The sequence below is a fragment of the Mucilaginibacter flavus genome, from assembly GCF_030409315.1.
GTDB classification, from domain to species: domain Bacteria; phylum Bacteroidota; class Bacteroidia; order Sphingobacteriales; family Sphingobacteriaceae; genus Mucilaginibacter; species Mucilaginibacter flavus.
This window is the reverse complement of the sequence record NZ_JAUFPS010000096.1, coordinates 135,271-151,991: the sequence shown is the minus strand read 5'-3', so window position 1 is coordinate 151,991 and position 16,721 is coordinate 135,271. Positions and strand designations below refer to the sequence as shown.

At 42.9% G+C, this 16,721-nt stretch carries 12 protein-coding genes; 8 read left to right on the top strand and 4 right to left on the bottom strand.

Annotation, left to right across the window (positions count from 1 at the left end; translation table 11 throughout):
* Positions 1-11: 11 nt before the first annotated feature.
* Together QWZ17_RS28535 and QWZ17_RS28530 are read left to right on the top strand one after the other, a co-directional pair.
* Positions 12-893 carry an inositol oxygenase family protein gene (locus QWZ17_RS28535; RefSeq protein ID WP_290308767.1) on the top strand — a complete coding sequence of 294 codons (882 nt, stop codon included), beginning with the start codon at positions 12-14 and terminating at the stop codon, positions 891-893.
* Positions 894-1,139: 246 nt separating this feature from the next.
* Positions 1,140-2,831 carry a sodium:solute symporter family transporter gene (locus tag QWZ17_RS28530; RefSeq protein ID WP_290308766.1) on the top strand — a complete coding sequence of 564 codons (1,692 nt, stop codon included), beginning with the start codon at positions 1,140-1,142 and terminating at the stop codon, positions 2,829-2,831.
* A gap of 121 nt (positions 2,832-2,952) precedes the next feature.
* Here the strand turns inward: QWZ17_RS28530 and QWZ17_RS28525 are convergent, their stop codons facing one another.
* The 4 genes from QWZ17_RS28525 to QWZ17_RS28510 form a co-directional block, all read right to left on the bottom strand.
* Entirely contained in the window at positions 2,953-4,290 is a 1,338-nt protein-coding gene (locus tag QWZ17_RS28525) for a TldD/PmbA family protein (protein ID WP_290308765.1), read from the bottom strand.
* 6 nt (positions 4,291-4,296) lie between these two features.
* Complete coding sequence (locus QWZ17_RS28520) at positions 4,297-5,931, bottom strand: TldD/PmbA family protein (protein WP_290308764.1); 1,635 nt, start codon at positions 5,929-5,931, stop codon at positions 4,297-4,299.
* Between the two features lie 106 nt (positions 5,932-6,037).
* The gene (locus QWZ17_RS28515) at positions 6,038-6,661 is read right to left on the bottom strand and encodes an RDD family protein (protein ID WP_290308763.1); all 624 of its coding nucleotides are present in this window, start codon (positions 6,659-6,661) and stop codon (positions 6,038-6,040) included.
* A gap of 64 nt (positions 6,662-6,725) precedes the next feature.
* On the bottom strand, positions 6,726-7,325 hold the full coding sequence (locus QWZ17_RS28510) for a DUF4159 domain-containing protein (RefSeq protein ID WP_290308762.1): 600 nt from the start codon (positions 7,323-7,325) through the stop codon (positions 6,726-6,728).
* A gap of 191 nt (positions 7,326-7,516) precedes the next feature.
* Between QWZ17_RS28510 and QWZ17_RS28505 the strand changes: the two genes are divergently transcribed.
* The 6 genes from QWZ17_RS28505 to QWZ17_RS28480 all read left to right on the top strand — a co-directional run bounded on the left by QWZ17_RS28505 (position 7,517) and on the right by QWZ17_RS28480 (position 16,721).
* The gene (locus QWZ17_RS28505) at positions 7,517-8,512 is read left to right on the top strand and encodes an AAA family ATPase (protein WP_290308761.1); all 996 of its coding nucleotides are present in this window, start codon (positions 7,517-7,519) and stop codon (positions 8,510-8,512) included.
* Between the two features lie 152 nt (positions 8,513-8,664).
* Positions 8,665-9,540, top strand: coding sequence for a DUF58 domain-containing protein (locus QWZ17_RS28500; RefSeq protein ID WP_290308760.1), 876 nt, complete (start codon positions 8,665-8,667; stop codon positions 9,538-9,540).
* Between the two features lie 97 nt (positions 9,541-9,637).
* Positions 9,638-11,146 (top strand): BatA domain-containing protein, encoded by a 1,509-nt coding sequence (locus QWZ17_RS28495; RefSeq protein WP_290308759.1) that lies wholly within the window; start codon positions 9,638-9,640, stop codon positions 11,144-11,146.
* Positions 11,139-13,259 (top strand): DUF4175 family protein, encoded by a 2,121-nt coding sequence (locus QWZ17_RS28490; RefSeq protein WP_290308758.1) that lies wholly within the window; start codon positions 11,139-11,141, stop codon positions 13,257-13,259. The genes QWZ17_RS28495 and QWZ17_RS28490 overlap by 8 nt, the downstream gene beginning before the upstream one ends.
* 6 nt (positions 13,260-13,265) lie before the next feature.
* On the top strand, positions 13,266-15,050 hold the full coding sequence (locus QWZ17_RS28485) for a hypothetical protein (protein WP_290308757.1): 1,785 nt from the start codon (positions 13,266-13,268) through the stop codon (positions 15,048-15,050).
* Positions 15,051-15,083: 33 nt separating this feature from the next.
* Positions 15,084-16,721 (top strand): TldD/PmbA family protein, encoded by a 1,638-nt coding sequence (locus QWZ17_RS28480; RefSeq protein ID WP_290308756.1) that lies wholly within the window; start codon positions 15,084-15,086, stop codon positions 16,719-16,721.

Genomic DNA, 16,721 nt, shown 5'->3' with positions numbered 1-16,721 from the left:
AATTTCATGTTATGAGCGAGCTGAGCAACACAAGCAACCAGGGCCCTTTAAATTCAATTGACGAATGGGAAGATGATCTGTTAGATCGGTATCCCGATGCAGATTCTATAGCCGCAGGTCGCGATACCGAGGCTTACCGCGATTACGAAAACAATCTTAAAGATAGTGTGCGCGAGTTTTATCGCCTGCAGCACATTAACCAAACATATGATTTTGTAATCGGGAAAAAGGCGCAGTATTTGACTTTTGATAAAAAAGAAATGTCGGTTTGGGATGCTTTTGATTTTTTAAATCAGCTGGTAGACGACTCCGACCCTGATACCGATCTTGACCAATTGCAACACCTTTTGCAAACATCAGAAGCGATACGTGGCGACGGCAGGCCCGATTGGATGGTACTTACCGGTTTATTTCATGATTTGGGTAAAGTGCTTTGCCTGTTTGGCGAACCGCAATGGGCCGTAGTAGGCGATAGTTATCCGGTAGGCTGCGCTTTTTCTGATAAGATCATTTTCTCGCAGTACTTTAAAGACAATAAGGATTATTACGATCCGCGATATAACACCAAGTATGGTATTTATGAACCCAATTGCGGTTTAGATAACGTACACATGACCTGGGGCCACGATGAGTATATTTACCACATGATGAAGCCCTATCTACCCGAGCCGGCTTTATACATGTTGCGCTACCACTCATTTTACCCGCAGCACCGCGAAAACGCCTATAGCCACTTAATGACCCCACATGATCATCAGTTGTTTAAGGCCGTTAACCAGTTTAACCCCTACGATTTATATAGCAAAAGCCCTGTGCCGCCAAACTGGACAGAGCTACGGCCTTATTATGAAGATTTGGTAGCGAAATATTTGCCATCAACATTGAAGTTTTAGTAATTGGGTACAAGTAATCTACGCATAACCAGGCGGCGAAAGACTTACGAAGTTTTTAAAACTTCGTAAGTCTGGGTATTACGCTATGTGCTTCCGCTTCTAAACACCTAAAAATCCAATCCATTCCCGCAACTGTAATGTTATATTGACATTTAAGGCAATGCTTTTTGCAGCTGCCAATTCAATTTATTTTATAGATTTGAAACCTGAACCGGGTATAACCTATTCCCGCTACAAAAAACAATCATGCTGAATCACATTTCTGTAGGCGATATAATCGTATTTTTTGTCTATTTTTTATTGGTAGCCATTTATGGTTACATGGTTTATCGCCGTAAAAGAAGTGAAACCAACTCCAGTTCGCACAGTTTTTTCCTGGCCGAAGGATCGTTAACCTGGTGGGCGATAGGCGCGTCAATCATCGCGTCAAACATATCTGCCGAGCAGTTTATTGGCATGAGCGGCGATGGTTTTTTTGCCGGTATTGCCGTAGCCATTTACGAATGGGTAGGGGCAGCGGCGTTGATCATCGTAGCCGTATTTTTTATGCCGGTGTACATCAAAAACAAGATTTATACCATGCCGCAGTTCCTCAAAAACAGGTATAATAATGGTGTGGCGCTAACGATGTCTATTTTTTGGTTGTTTTTATACGTGTTCATCAATCTTACCGCTATCCTGTATTTAGGTGCGCTGGCTATCAATGGCTTGCTTGGGGGTGGATATTTTCACGAGGTAATGATCGGCCTGGCCATATTTGGCGTCATCATCGCTTTGGGAGGCATGCAGGTGGTTGGCTATACTGATGTGGTGCAGGTTGCAGTTTTAATAATCGGCGGCCTTGCCATTACCTACCTATCGTTAACTATCGTAAGCGATAAGTTTGGATTCGGGCAAAACGCCATAGCTGGTTTTAAATTACTGCTGAAAGATTCTCCGGATCACTTTCACATGATCTTTAAAAAGCCGTCACATAACGCCCCGATAGCAACCATTAGCAAATACCTCATTTTACCTGGCTTTGCCATGTATGCGGGCGGGCAATGGATCAGTAACCTCAACTACTGGGGCTGTAATCAATATATTACCCAACGGGCCTTAGGCGCTAATTTACACACTGCGCGCACTGGCATCCTGTTTGCCAGTTTGTTGAAAATATTAATGCCGGTAATTGTAATGCTACCGGGCATCGTAGCTTTTGTGTTGTATAAACATGGTGATTTGCCTATGCTTGTGGATGGTAAAAAAGATGGCGCTTACTCAGCCATTCTTTCATTTTTACCCTCAGGATTAAAAGGTTTGTCATTGGCGGTATTGACCGCGGCCATTGTAGCTTCAATAGCCGGTAAAGTAAACAGTATTTCTACTATTTTTACGCTTGATGTTTATAAAAACTACCTGAACAAACAAGCCACGGAACGTAATATGGTTTGGACTGGTCGTATCGCGATTGCCGTAAGTTTATTTATAGCAGTGGCTTTTACCTGGAATGATATGCTGGGTATTAGCGGCGAAGGAGGCTATACCTTCGTTCAAAAATATTCGGCTTTTGTTAGCCCCGGGGTGTTGGCTACTTTCCTGTTAGGTATGTTTTGGAAACGCACCACCGGCGAAGCTGCTATTATTGGTATCCTTACCGGATTTGCGGCTTCGGTATTTTTCAACCAGTTTGCTGTTAAAGTCTTCGGTCCGGAAACTATTTTGTACAGTGCTTTCACTAATGCACAAGGACAAATGGAAATTCCGTTTTTTATCTCCCTGAGCTGGTCATTCCTGATCACATTTTTAGTGATGATTGGTGTAAGCCTTGCGGGCCCGTTAGTTAGCGCAAAAGCCATTGACGTTGATAAAGGGATGTTTAAATTAAAAACATCATCAGTGGTATTGATAGGGGTGATCCTGTTGTTTTTATCGGCTATTTATATCAGGTTTTGGTAGGGGGACGAAGACACATTAGATCCGTCTCCCGTAAGCAGTTTAAAGCAGATGCTGATTATATTAAAAAACAAAGCCCGGTCTATAAATTAAACCGGGCTTTGTTTTTATAAAAAGGGCCTGTTTAAACCGCGTCAGAAAGCGATGTAAACGTAAAGTCACGAATCCTCATCGGTGGGATTAAAGCGTTTTGGCCAGACTCACCGCTTACTGTGCGTTCTGATATACCTAAAGCGTCGAGGTTATTCAGCATAATAACCGGGCTTTCATTAAACCTTAAATTTTTGATCGGGAATTTGATTTGCCCGTTCTCTATGTAAAAAGTACCATCCCTGGTAAGCCCGGTAAACAGCAACGTTTGCGGATCAACCGGCCTGATGTACCACAACCTGGTTACCAGGATGCCTTTTTCTGTCCCTTTAATCAGTTCCCCTAAAGTAGCGTTACCGCCTTCCATAATAATGCTATCAGGGTTAGGTATTGGTTTAACACCCTGTTTTTGTGCCCAATATCGGGAGTACGTGAAGTTTTTAACCACACCTTTCTCAATCCAGCTTCGCCTAATTTGTGGCTGCCCGTCGCCGGCCCAGCTGCTGGTTGGCAGGTCGGGGTTTGATGGATCGGAGTAAATGTTTATTCTTTCATCCACCATTTTTTCGCCAAGCCTGGTTTTACCACCGGCTTTGCTTAAAAAACTGCGGCCTTCATCTGCACTACGCGCGTCTAAGCCTCCATATAGTTGTTCAAGCAATACAATTCCTGCCGCAGGTTCCAATATTACGGTGTATTTACCCGGTTCAATGGCTTTAGCGCCTTTTGATCCACCAGCCTTTTGGGCGGCTATTTTGGTAAATGCCAGCGTATCCATTTTGCTTACATCTGTAAAGCCTTTGGTTGAATAGCCCGAGCCTGTACCATCCTCAGAACGCAAGGTTACCGAGAAATTAACATTGGTAGAGGTGTTGTAAGCAAATAACCCGTGCGAGTTCATCATGGAGCTGAAACCGGCACTGTTATCTAAATAACCGGCGGCTATCAGTTTATTGTCTTTCGCGATTTTTAAACTCTGACCCACCATATCTGTACGGATAGCCGGGGTAATCGCCGCGGTTTCGGGCACAAATGTTTTTGATCGTGGCGCATATGTTTGCGGACCTAAAAAGGATACAAATTCCGGGTTCTCCGGTGCCAGGTTTGCCAATTCTTCAGACAAGCGAACGGCTTTTTCAACCGACGCGTCATCGTACTCATTGGTGGTAACCACGCCAAGTTTTTTACCAAATGCAGAAGATATAACCATACTGGTTGAACTTACTGCACCACTGGTTGATACGGTATTACGGGCATAACGGATATTGCCCGAGTCTGATCCGCCAAAATTGATCTCGCATTCATCGGCCTTTGAATAGCCAAGCGCCTTTTTCAGGATCGCGCGGCATTCATCTTCAGTTAAAATAGCCATATATCTTTAGATTTTTCTTGCTGTATTAATTACGTTAACTCCCTTAAACAAAGCTGTTGATGAGCCGTGCGATACCGCGCTGGCCTGCATAGGCTGGCCTTTGCCATCAAAGAATGAGCCGCCTAAACGGTAATCATTGGCATCGCAAACTGCCGCGCATGAGTTCCAGAACTCCTGCGTGTTTGATTGGTAAGCTACATCGTTGAGCATACCAACAATTTTGCCGTTCTTGATCTCATAATACAGCTGCCCGCTAAACTGAAAGTTGTAACGCTGCTGATCGATAGAGAATGAACTATCACCAATGATATAGATGCCCTTTTCAATGTTTTTGATCATATCATTTACACCCATAGGTATTTTGCCCGGTTGCAGGGAGATATTGGCCATACGCTGAAACTGTACGTCCTGCCAGCTTTGAGAATAACAGCAACCTTGCGATTCGGTTAAACCGATGATATGGGCCTGATCACGAATGGCCTGGTAATTAACCAGGATGCCATCTTTAATGATATCCCATTTTTTGGCTTCAACACCTTCGTCATCATAACCTACTGCGCCCAATGATCCAGGCTGGGTTTTATCGGCTACGATGTTTACATTTTTGCTGCCGAAGTTGAATTTTTTCGATTCCCATTTATCCAACGTCAAGAAGCTGGTACCTGCAAAATTGGCTTCGTAACCTAACACGCGGTCAAGCTCGGTAGGGTGACCAACAGATTCGTGGATGGTTAACCAAAGGTGACTTGGATCTAAAACCAAATCGTATTTGCCGGGCTCAACAGATTTCGCCTTCAATTTTTGATCGGCCTGGGTGGCTGCCGCGCGGGCATCTTCCACCATATCATAACGATCTTTGTAAAGTGTGGTTACACTTTTGATCTTGTCGCTTTCACGTGGGGTCATGTATTCATAGCCCATACCACGTGGCGCGCTTAGTGACTGGCGGGTTTCAAACTTACCTGTTTTGGAATCTATCTTGGTTACCGCGAACAGTGGCCATATGCGATGTATGTCCTGATCAATGTACGAACCATCTGTTGAGGCAAAGTATTTTTGCTCATTAACTAAAAACAGGATGGAGTTTACATAATTGGCACCACCTTTCATAGCCGCATCGTTTACAGAAAGCAGCAAGTCGGTTTTTTCTTTGATGGGTACCTCAAAGGCATTCCTTTCAATAGGTGTTTTCCAGCTTACTTCTCCATGGCCTTTTTGCGCCACCAACTGAACCGGATCGGTTTGGATGCGGGCGTTTTCCTTGGCAATGGCTACAGCAAGTTCGGCAGCTTTGGCAATACTATCAGTATCGAGTTTATCTGTGGCGGCAAAACCCCAGCAACCATTGGCAATAACACGGATGCCCATACCATATGATTGGGTATCAACAATGTTTTCAACCTTGTTTTCGCGGGTTACCACAAACTGGTTCAAATAGCGGCCTATCCGCACATCGGTATAGGTTGCGCCTTTGGCACGGGCGGCGTTTAAAACCACATCGGCCATTCGTTTTTTAAGGGCCACATCCACCGGGCTCATATCATGGCCGGGCAAAACGGGCGAACCAAAAACGGGTATCCTGCTAAGCATGGATGCACTTATGCCCATTCCGGTTAGGTAAAGGAAATCTTTTCTTTTCAAGGTCAGTCAGTTTTAGTTCTTAAATATAATGAACGGAGTTTGGATTTTCTGTAGGATGATAAATATTGTTAGTTGTTACAGGCAACTAATTGAAAAATGGTGTGATTTATTGCCCTTTTCTGATAACATAAGTTTTCGCAACCTGATCATGCCAGCCTTGCTTCATTGGGTTCCACAAGATGGTTAAAAAGCCCAGGCCGCAAAGTAAACTGGATAGCAGCTTACTAAAGTTGCGTGCCAACGCTTTTCCAAAGGTTAACCGACATCCTTCGGGATCAACAACAATAAGTTTACAAATTAATTTACCAATACTGCCCTGCATGGTTGTAGCCTCAAAAACAGAATGGTATGCCACCAGTGCTAAAAAGAATATCAGCCGGTACAACAATTCCATATCTGCGGATTCAAAATCGAAATGACTATGCGTTATACCAACAAAAACGCCGAAAATAGCCATAACAACTACTAAGCCAACAATCACAATAATATAGTCGATAACAAAAGCCAACAATCGCCACCAAAAAGTGGCTACGTTTTGCGGCGTAGGCATGTATATGCCCATTGATATAAAATATTCCTGAAATTCGGGCAGATCGGCGGCTTGTTGCATACCATCCGCCAAAGGCGAAATCAAAAAATCAGTGGCGTTTATGCCCATGTCCATTAACTGTGTATGGGTGTATGGGCCTTCCTGGTTACCTTGTTTTAAAATGTAGTATTCGTTAATCATTAATAAGCCCGTTTAGGTTTTGGGAAATTAACGAAAAATGGAATAAAAGCAAAATAAAGAGTAATCAATAACTCAGCGCGTACATAATAATATTTACCCCAAATTTGGTGTTATCTTCGGCCAGGAAGCGTTTGTTGCGGTAATCATAATCCCATTCGCAGCCATAATCCTTACTGCTGTATAACACAGCTATGCGGCCGTTAATTTCGATGGCCTTCAAGTAATCATGCACCAAATCATCGCCCCAGCCATTCAATTCAAAGCTGGTGGTAGGAGGGCCTTTATCAAACGAAAAGAAGGAATGATATATCTTATGGTTATTCGGGATTTTTTTCAAAGCGGTTGGCCCAAATAAAGCAGCCATTTGTGCCTCGAACGATTTGGCAAACAGGCCGTCGATATCATGGTTACAGTCGTCGACAAAAACAAAGCCGCCATTATCAACATATTTCTTGAAGTTGGCGCGCTCTTTAGTATCAAACTGTACCAACTTATGGCCACTCATGTAACAAAACGGGTATGAAAAGATCTCATCACTGCTTAGCGGAATCACTTTTTCCTGCTGATCGATAGGGATGGTGGTATACTCCAACAAGGAATTGAGGATGTTGGATGGCATCCGCTGATCTGTATCCCAATCGCCGGAGTGGTAACTTAACCTCATGAACGTAAATTTCCCGCTGAATGCCATCTGTATTATAAAACTTAAAAGTAGTACAATATTTTATGTCTGGGTTACTTTTGTTTGCATTGCTTGTAAAGTTTTGGATACTTTATTTAATTTTTGATAATAAATAGTGGTTTTTACTTAAAAGGGTGATATATTGGGGGAGTACATTAAAAACGTATTTTAAGTTGGAACTGACCGAAAATAATATAAAAGCGCTGCTTGGTAAATTGCCGCAGCTAAAAACCGAAATTCAAAAAGTAATTGTAGGGCAGGATGCCATACTCGACGAATTATTGGTAGCGTTTTTGGCCGGCGGGCATTGCCTTTTAGAGGGTGTGCCGGGTTTGGCTAAAACACTCATCGTAAAAACCATGTCGCAGGCCTTGCATCTAAGTTTCAGACGCATCCAGTTTACCCCAGATTTGATGCCGACGGATATTATAGGTACCGAGATATTAGAGGAAGACCACGCCACCGGCAAACGTTTCTTTAAATTTAATAAAGGCCCGCTGTTTGCTAATATTATACTGGCCGATGAGATTAACCGTACACCGCCCAAAACACAATCGGCCCTGTTAGAGGCTATGCAGGAGTTTGAGGTAACTTACGGCGGCCAAACGTATCCCTTAGATAAGCCGTTTTTTATCCTCGCCACACAAAACCCCATTGAACAGGCTGGTACCTATCCATTACCCGAAGCACAATTGGACCGTTTTTTATTATTGATAAAAATTGGCTACCCAACCGAGCAAGAGGAGTTTGAAGTATTAAACCGTACCACCGGTACCAAAAAGGCTGACATTAAAGCGGTAATTACCGCAGAAGAGATCATACAAGCACAAGCCCTGGTAAGGCAGGTGACTATAAGTGAGGACCTGGTTAAATATGTAAGTCAAATAATCCGCGCCACCCGCCCTGATACCACTACCATTAATTATGTAAAAGAATGGGTACGCTGGGGAGCAGGCCCAAGAGCCGGTCAGGCGCTTATCCTTACGGCAAAAGCACGGGCATTACTAAAAGGGCGTTACTCCGTTTTGATGGAGGATATTCACGCCATGGCACCTGCGGTACTACGTCACCGGATACTAACCAACTTTAAGGCAGAAGCAGAGGGAATAAACTCTGATAGGGTGACGGAGGAGTTGATAAAGGTGGTGCCAAGAGCGAAAACAATATAATACGCCATCATTGCGAGGAACGAAGCAATCCCTAACTATACAGAGCAAAGGTGCAAATCGGAGATTGCTTCGTTCCTCGCAATGACGGTAACAAGAAAATTCCGATTGAGAAAATAAATCCGAAATCGAACATCCCAATTCCGAAATATAAAATGCTTGATCCTAAAGTATTAATGACCATTAAAGATTTGCCGTTATTGGCGAAAACGGTTATTGATGGTTTTATGAACGGGTTTAACAAAAGCAAAGTTAAAGGCCCAGGCCTGGAGTTTAGCCAATACCGTAGCTACCAACCCGGCGATGACCTGCGTTGGCTGGACTGGCGTATGTTTGCGCGCAGTGACCGGTATTACATTCGCGAATCGGAGGTGGAAACCAGTATTTCAGTGAGGTTTTTGGTAGATGCCAGCGCATCAATGAATCATGATGATAGCGGCGTTAAAAAGATAGATTATGCCCGGTTCCTGGCCGCGTCATTGGCCTGGTTGTCAAATTTGCAGGGCGATTCGGTAGGGTTATATGTTTTTGAGGATGGCGGATTGTTTTCACTGGCTTCCAAGCCCGATCCGCAACATTTACAACGATTGCTGTATCATTTACAGCAAGTAAAGCCATCAGGCGCGTTCACCCAGCCAATCCACTATAAAGAGTTATTTGCCGGGGGGGGGCGTAAAGAGTTATTGGTGTTTATTACAGATATGTACCAGTCTGCAGGGGAGATCAGCAGGCTACTGGATTCCTTATCAGCTTTGAAACACGAGGTTGTGGTATTTCACCTGATGGGCAAAAACGAACTGGAGTTTGATTTTAGCGGCTACTCCACCTTAGAGGACCTAGAAACAGGGGAAACTGTGGATGTGAACGCCCAACAAGCCACGGAATATCAAACAAAACTTAAAACGCATTTAGAAGATATCAGGATGCAGTTATTAGGTAAACATATTTATTACCGCATGCTGAGCACATCCCAACCATTAGACGAAGCCCTGCGCAGCTTTTTGGTACAGCGCAATAAAAGTAAATTTTAATAAGTAGCGATGGGTTTAAAACCCATCGCTACGGACATTTAAATAAATAATAAAATAAAAAGTCCTCCCTTTTAGGGGAGGATTTAGGAGGGGCTTCATGCAGTTTTTAAATTCCATATGGTTGTTTGCTATTACCGCGATAAGTATTCCGGTAATCATACACCTGTGGAATATAAAACCGGGCAAAACCTTAAAGGTGGGCAGCATTGCATTGATCACCGAGGCGGCCCAAAAAAGCAGCCGGAGTTTCAAGCTGAATGATGTTTTGTTGTTTTTGGTTAGATGTATTTTACTAATTGTAGTGGCCCTTTTATTGGCCGTTCCAATTTATCGTAAGTATCAATCGCTATCGACGGTAAAAGGATGGGTGATTATTCCAAAGGAAAGCCTTAAAGAAACCTATAATAAATTCAAACCCGTTATAGATTCATTATCGAAAAGCGGCTATGAGTTCCATTTTTTTGAAGGGAAATTCTCCAAATTCGATTTAAATAAAGCGTTGAACGATACCGCAAAAGACCGCCGGGCCGAAGTGAAAAATTATTGGAACTTATTATCGATACTGAATAAACAGCTGCCGGAAACCATGCCGGTATACCTGTTCACTCCGAATCAATCGAGGTATTTTAGCGGGAGTAAGCCATCGGTATCGCTCAATCTGCATTGGCAAACCTACACACCTGCCGATTCGGTGACTCAATGGATTAAAAGCGCCTGGTTTACCAACAGCAACGCTATTAAAGTTGTTGAAGGCAACAGCAAGCCATCTGGTACTTATTTTACAAATTATATTATCAAATCGGAGGGCGACCCTAAATCCCCTTTTACCGTGGATGTCAACCAGGGTAAACTGGCTATCAACCTCAAGAATACTAAACAAAAGTCGACGCTGATTGATACAACTGCTTTAAAAATAGCCATTTATACCGATGTTTATAAAGCCGATGCCGGATATTTAAAAGCGGCTTTATTAGCGGTTGGTAATTTTGCCCTGCGTAAAATATCAATCCAACAATATGCTGATCCAAGCCAGATTAAAGCAGGAAATAGCTGGATCTTTTGGTTGTCAGATAAGCCGATTGATGCCGCAACAGTAAAAAAAACGGGCCAGATTTTTAGCTATGAGCCAGGGAAGATTGCTAATAAGTCATCATGGATCAAAACCGGAGGCGCCTACACTATATCCCGACAGGAACAACCAGCGGCCTTATATAAATTAATAAGCACAGATTTAAATAAGGTCCCGAATCCAATTTGGGTTGATGGCTTTGGTAATCCTGTTTTAATTCAGGAAGCGCATTCATATCACTTCTATTCTCATTTTAACCCAACGTGGAACGACCTGGTTTGGAGCGATAATTTCCCTAAGTTATTATTGAATTTAATTTTATATAGTACTGATAGTAAAGAAGATATATTAAAAAATCGAACGGTTATTGATCACCAACAATTGATGCCAAATATAATTTCGTCATCACATCGCGCTGATTATAAGCTGGTTGAAGAGACGGATTTATCGCGCTATTGCTGGTTATTATCGGCAATTATATTTTTTGTTGAACGATGGCTGGCCCATAAAAACAAACCTGTATTGAAACATGACTGAGCAAGCAGGAGCAAATAAAATAAGTTCGATACGCAAAACGTACATCGCCTGGCAGTTAATTGCCGATGTGCTTTTTGCGGCTGCAATAGCCTTTACTACTACTGCGTTGTTGAGGTATGTGTTATATATTAGCGTGCTTTGGTCGCTGCCTTTATTTGTAGTAAGTCTGTTGGTTTTGTTATTCATTCATAAAACCTGGGCTATCAGCAATACATCCATCGCCAGCTTCCTCAATGCACAATATCCTCAACTGGAAGAAAGCAGCGAACTAACTTTAAAGCCGATAACAGATTTAAACCTGCTCCAAACCTTGCAATTACAAAAAGTTGAGGAACAATTGCAAACGATCCCGATATCGCATCAATCATTTTTTAAGCGATTAAAACTGGCCCTTTTATTACTCATCCTTGCTTTAGGGCTAAGTTGGCTTGTAGGTAAATCCGTAAGGCAAACCAATCTAACAGATAGTAAAACCTTTCCTTCAGGGAAAACAGTTGCACCGGAAAAAATCTTACCTCAAATTTCAGCGGTTGAGGTGCGTGTAACCCCGCCGTCATATACCCGGAAATCCGATCGGCAACAGGATAAATTTACTTTAAATGTAGAAGATGGCGCTACGGTACATTGGAAAATTTCGACCAATATTGCTGTGAAGCAGGTCGCCTTATTATTTAATGATCAGGAGATCATCAAACTAAAAAGCGATGATAATGCTACACAATGGCAGGTTGCAAAGCTGATCACCAAACCCGGCTTTTACCAGGTAAATGTAGATGGTAAATTATCCGATTTATACCAGGTGCAGGTAATTACAGACCTGCCGCCGGTTATCCGTATAAAAACGCCCAGGCAATATACCTACATAGATGCCGGCGAGGCGCAAAAAGTAAATATCAATACCGCTGTCAACGATGATTATGGCATAAGCAACGCCATGATTTTTGCCACAGTTGCCAAAGGAAGCGGCGAGGCTGTAAAGTTTAAAGAATATAAGCTTGATTTTTCGGCTTCATTCGCTGCTCATCAACAGCAATACGACTTACAGAAACTGATAAACCTGCCCGATTTAAAGATGGAACCGGGGGATGAGTTGTACTTTTATGTGCAGGCTACAGATACCCATCAGCAGCAAAGTCGTACGGATGTATATACAGTTACTATACAGGATACCGCGCAATTGTTGAGCATGGATGGCATGCTCAGCGGCGTAAATCAAAAGCCGGAATTTTTCAGAAGTGAGCGGCAGATTATAGTTGATACCGAGCATCTGCTGAAAGATAAAGACAGCATCAGCGTAGAAAAATTCAATAACCGAAGTAATGACCTCGGTGTAGATCAGAAGCTGCTTCGCCTGCGTTACGGCAAGTTTTTGGGCGAAGAGTCTGAGTCGGACATTAATCCGGCTGATGATAAGGATGATCCGGTAGGAGATATCAAAAATTACGGCAACGCCGCCGTGGTGTTGGATAAATACACCGACAAGCACGATAATGCCGAAGATGCCCAGTTTTTTGATCCAGAGCTAAAAAAACAACTCAAAGCCACCCTTACCGAAATGTGGAAGGCCGAGTTGCAATTACGCTTGTACAAGCCCCAGGATGCTTTGCCATTTGAATACAAAGCCCTGCGTTTGTTGAAGGACCTGCAACAAAAATCAAGGGTTTATGTGGCTAAAACAGCCTATAATCCACCCGCGTTGAAAATGGAAAAACGACTGAGCGGCGATCTGTCAAAAATAGATCAGCCTTTGAGTAAGCAAGATATCAAACCGGGTACAGATCAGTTTGAAAATCTGAAGAAAGCGGTGAACGTATTGGAACAGTTGAAGATTAATGCACATACAAACGATGCAGATAAACACGTATTAGCATTAGCTAATCAGCAACTTAGCTTAAAAGCCTCTGCCCAGCCCGGCGTCTATTTAACGGCCTTGAGTGCCATGCGCCGGATATTATCGGGTGATGGACATATTAATACAATAGATATCGCTTTAGTTGAGAAGGCCATTCAAAAAACATTGACTAACGCTGCTAAAATACCGGCAGCAGGCACCGGGCCAATTGACCTGGGCCTATCACGTGATTATTATAAAAACCTTAAAACCGCCAACTAACCGCAAATGAACTGGAATAGCATTGTTATTATAGTTTGCATTTTACTGGCGGCATTCGCGGTTTGGAAGGAGTACGCTCGTGTTAACAAAACGCGTTTGGCATGGCGGGTCGTTGCCGTTTTGCTCGCTGTAGTCGCATTAAGCTGTATCGCTTTACCGTTAACCTATCAAAAGGATATTATCAAACAAGATAAAAATGAGGTTATATTACTTACGCCGGGCTATAGCGTAGACAGTCTGTCAAAATACCCTACAGATAAAACGTTCACTTTACAAGAAGCCATAAAAAAGGAAAACGCGAAAGCCATTCTGCTAAATAATGCCGATGAACTTGCCGCCGATTCAACGATTACCCAGGTATGTGTTTTAGGTGATGGTTTAGATAAGGATGAATTAGCGAAGCTAAATGGCTTACCTGTAGTTTTTTATCCAACCCCGTCAAAGCAAGGTATCTCGGCTATCAATTGGAATCAAAATCTTAAAGCAGGCGATGCCTTAATTGTGCAGGGTAACTTTAAAAACACATCGGCAAAAAAAGTAAAACTGATATTAAAAGGTTTAAGTACCGGGCTGGATTCTATGGAGGTCAACAATACTGGCAATAATCCTTTCCAATTAAGTACCATCCCCAAAAGCACCGGTAAAAATATTTTTTACCTGTTGGCTATAACAGGTAAGGATACTATCGAAAACGAACAACTGCCCATACAAATTGAACCGGTAAAACCCTTGAAAGTGTTGATGCTTACCGCATCGCCCGATTTTGAAAGTCGCTTTTTGAAAAACTGGTTATCGCAAAATGGATATGGGGTGGTTGTGCGCTCGGCCATCAGCAAGGATAAATTCAATAAGGAGTTTATTAATATAGATCAGTTTTCTATAGATCACCTTTCGCAGGCTACATTATCAAAGTTTGATGTATTAATTGGCGATCTCACGGTATTAAAAACCCTGAATAGTAGCGAGGCATCCGCCCTGCAACAGGAGGTTACGCAAAAGGGGCTGGGTGTTATTGTTAAAGGTGATAGTACAAACCATTCAACCTCATGGTTGCAACGCGATTTCCCTACAGATAGGCTGGCTATAAAAGATCCAGCGCCTGTTTCACTCGTGCTGCAAGGGCAATTAAACAAGAGCAACAAACTCAACGTCGGCCCGGTTTACATCAAAAGCCAAAGCAATACCCAAAACCTGGTAAGTGATGAACATGGCCATGCTCTTGCCAATATTACCCTGGCAGGGAGTGGTAAACTAATTTTTACACCTTTAAACAACACTTTTAGCTGGATGCTAAATGGCTATAAAAGCGATTATACCAATTTATGGTCGCTATTGATTGGGAAAGCGGCCCGCAGAGCACCGGTAATGGAAAACTGGGATATGTTGTCGTCAATTCCAACCATATCAAAACCTGTTCAATTACAGCTGCAAAGTGCAGCTACGCCGTCAGGTATAAAAATTGGAGATGCTTTGGTATCTCCAACACAACATAATTTATTGCCTTTTGAATGGCAAACCAACTATTGGCCTCAGATTTCAGGCTGGCAATCGGCACAGCAAGCTGGTGGTGCTTTAAACTGGTTTTACGTTTATGGGGAGCAAGACTGGCCGGTGATACGGGCTTTAAGCAAACAAATGGCGACTAAAAACTATGTCGACCAAAATCATATAGATAGCCGTGTAACAAAACAGATACATGAAAAAAGCACAATTGCTGTAAGTAAAATATATTTTTATGTTTTACTCTTAATAGCCTGTGTGTTTCTGTGGGTGGAGGCTAAATTTCTGTAGGCACAAATAAGTACTAAAAGGAGGAAATATACTTTGAGAAGACGCGACTTTATTTATTTAACAGGTATGGGTGCCGGCGCTATGATGCTGCCCGGTATGAACGTATTTGGTAAAACGATCGATCCTTTGCAGGCGCTGGAAGGCGTAGACGCAAAGATTAAAAAGGAACTGGCCGATGTTGCCTTAAACACGGCCAAATCAAATGGAGCCACTTATGCCGATGTGCGTATAGGCCGTTACCTTAACCAGTTTGTGGTTACCCGCGAAAATAAGGTACTTAACGTAGCCAATACCGAATCGTACGGGATCGGTATCCGCGTTATTGCCAATGGTTGCTGGGGATTTGCCGCCACCAACGATGTAACCAAAGAGGGCATGGCTAAAACCGCGCTTAAAGCGGTAGCCGTAGCTAAAGCCAATGCTAAAATTGGCGGCGCGCCGGTGCAACTTGCCCCACAAAAAGGTTATGGCGAAGTAAGCTGGAAAACACCGCTTACTAAAAACGCTTTTGAAGTACCCATCAAAGAGAAGGTTGATCTTTTGCTGAACGCCAATGGTATTGCCATGGCTGGTGGTGCCAACTTTGTTAACTCTATTATGTTTGCCGTTAATGAGCAAAAATACTTTGCCTCAACAGATGGTTCATACATTGATCAGGATGTACACCGCTTGTACCCCAGCTTTACGGTAACTAAAATTGACCCAACGGCAGGTTCGTTTGAAACCCGCAGATCATTAAGTTCGCCGGTGGGTATGGGGTATGAATACCTTGATCCATTGGCTACCGAAAAGGTTTTAGGCGTAACGCCACGCTATAAAAAGCGTTATGATATGCTGGAAGACATTAAATTTGCTACCCAGCAGGCAGGAGATAAGCTAAAAGCGAAATCTGTTGAGCCCGGCAAATACGATTTGGTTTTAGATCCAAGTCACCTTTGGTTAACCATCCACGAATCCGTTGGTCACCCAACAGAGTTAGACCGTGTATTAGGCTACGAGGCTAATTTTGCTGGTACCAGCTTCCTTACTTTAGATAAATGGAAATCGGGCAACTTTAAATTCGGCAGCGATGCGGTAAATATCGTGGGCGATAAAACCCAGGTGGGTTCATTGGGCGCTGTTGGTTATGATGACGAAGGTGTACAATGCAAAAAATGGGATATCATCAAAAATGGTGTGTTGGTTAATTACCAGGCTATTCGTGACCAGGCGCATATTATCGGTTTAAACGAATCACAAGGCTGCTGCTATTCACAAAGCTGGCAGGATGTTCAATTCCAACGCATGCCAAACGTTTCTTTACAGCCAGGCAAAACTCCGTTAAGCGTTGATGACATGATCAAAAATGTAGAAAAAGGCGTTTACATTATTGGCGATGGCTCGTTCTCTATCGATCAGCAGCGTTACAACTTCCAGTTTGGTGGTCAGTTGTTTTACGAGATTAAAGATGGTAAAATAGCCGGGATGTTAAATGATGTGGCTTACCAGGCCAATACCCAGGAGTTTTGGAACTCATGCGCCAAGGTTTGCGACGAGAGTGATTACCGTTTAGGCGGGGCATTCAATGATGGTAAAGGTCAGCCTTCGCAATCAAGTGCCGTATCGCATGGTGCATCAACCGCGTTATTTAAAGGAGTTAATGTAATCAACACTAAAAGAAAGATCGGATAA

Coding starts and splice junctions, on each gene's coding strand:
- QWZ17_RS28490 (WP_290308758.1), top strand. CDS start 11,139: ATGACTGAGCAAGCAGGAGCAAATAAAATAAGTTCGATACGCAAAACG.
- QWZ17_RS28510 (WP_290308762.1), bottom strand. CDS start 7,325: ATGAGGTTAAGTTACCACTCCGGCGATTGGGATACAGATCAGCGGATG.
- QWZ17_RS28485 (WP_290308757.1), top strand. CDS start 13,266: ATGAACTGGAATAGCATTGTTATTATAGTTTGCATTTTACTGGCGGCA.
- QWZ17_RS28515 (WP_290308763.1), bottom strand. CDS start 6,661: ATGATTAACGAATACTACATTTTAAAACAAGGTAACCAGGAAGGCCCA.
- QWZ17_RS28495 (WP_290308759.1), top strand. CDS start 9,638: ATGCAGTTTTTAAATTCCATATGGTTGTTTGCTATTACCGCGATAAGT.
- QWZ17_RS28500 (WP_290308760.1), top strand. CDS start 8,665: ATGCTTGATCCTAAAGTATTAATGACCATTAAAGATTTGCCGTTATTG.
- QWZ17_RS28530 (WP_290308766.1), top strand. CDS start 1,140: ATGCTGAATCACATTTCTGTAGGCGATATAATCGTATTTTTTGTCTAT.
- QWZ17_RS28525 (WP_290308765.1), bottom strand. CDS start 4,290: ATGGCTATTTTAACTGAAGATGAATGCCGCGCGATCCTGAAAAAGGCG.
- QWZ17_RS28535 (WP_290308767.1), top strand. CDS start 12: ATGAGCGAGCTGAGCAACACAAGCAACCAGGGCCCTTTAAATTCAATT.